A 576-nucleotide genomic window follows, 5' to 3' on the forward strand; every position below is an offset into this window, starting at 1 on the left:
GCGCTGGATGGCGACCGGACATGCGACGTCGTTGTCATCGGCGGCGGCTTTACCGGCCTGTCGGCGGCAGCGCATCTGGCCAAGGCGGGCGCCAATGTCGTTTTGATCGAGGCGTATCGCTTCGGTGATGGCGCCTCCGGGCGCAATGGTGGCCAACTTGGCACCGGCCAGCGCGCCTGGGCCGAGGACCTGGAGGCCGAGTACGGCTTGTCCCGCGCCAAGGCTCTGTTTGATCTTGCCGAAGAGGCGAAGGCGCATCTCCTCGAATTCACTGCCGCCAACCAGATCGATATCGACTATATGCCGGGCCAGCTCTCGGTGGCGCACAAGCCGCGCTATGTCGATGACTACAAGGCGCATGCCGAGATCATGGCGAGCCGTTTTTCCTACCCGCATATCTCGTTCATGGATGCCAGGGAGACGGCGGAGCGGCTGGGCTCGACCGCCTATTTCGGCGGCACGCGCGACACCGGCACAGGGCACATCCATCCGATGAAGCTGGTGATCGGCACAGCGCGGGTGGCAGCGCTTGCAGGCGCGCAGCTGTTCGAGGGGACTCAATCAACCGGCATCATT

At 64.2% G+C, this 576-nt stretch carries 1 protein-coding gene; it reads left to right on the plus strand.

What is annotated here, in order from left to right; all coding sequences use genetic code 11:
- Positions 1-576 (plus strand): FAD-binding oxidoreductase (locus tag EN914_RS37705; RefSeq protein ID WP_164779290.1); only part of this gene is annotated, 576 nt, incomplete at both ends.

The sequence above is a fragment of the Mesorhizobium sp. M7A.F.Ca.CA.001.08.2.1 genome, assembly GCF_003998455.1.
Lineage (GTDB): Bacteria > Pseudomonadota > Alphaproteobacteria > Rhizobiales > Rhizobiaceae > Mesorhizobium > Mesorhizobium ciceri.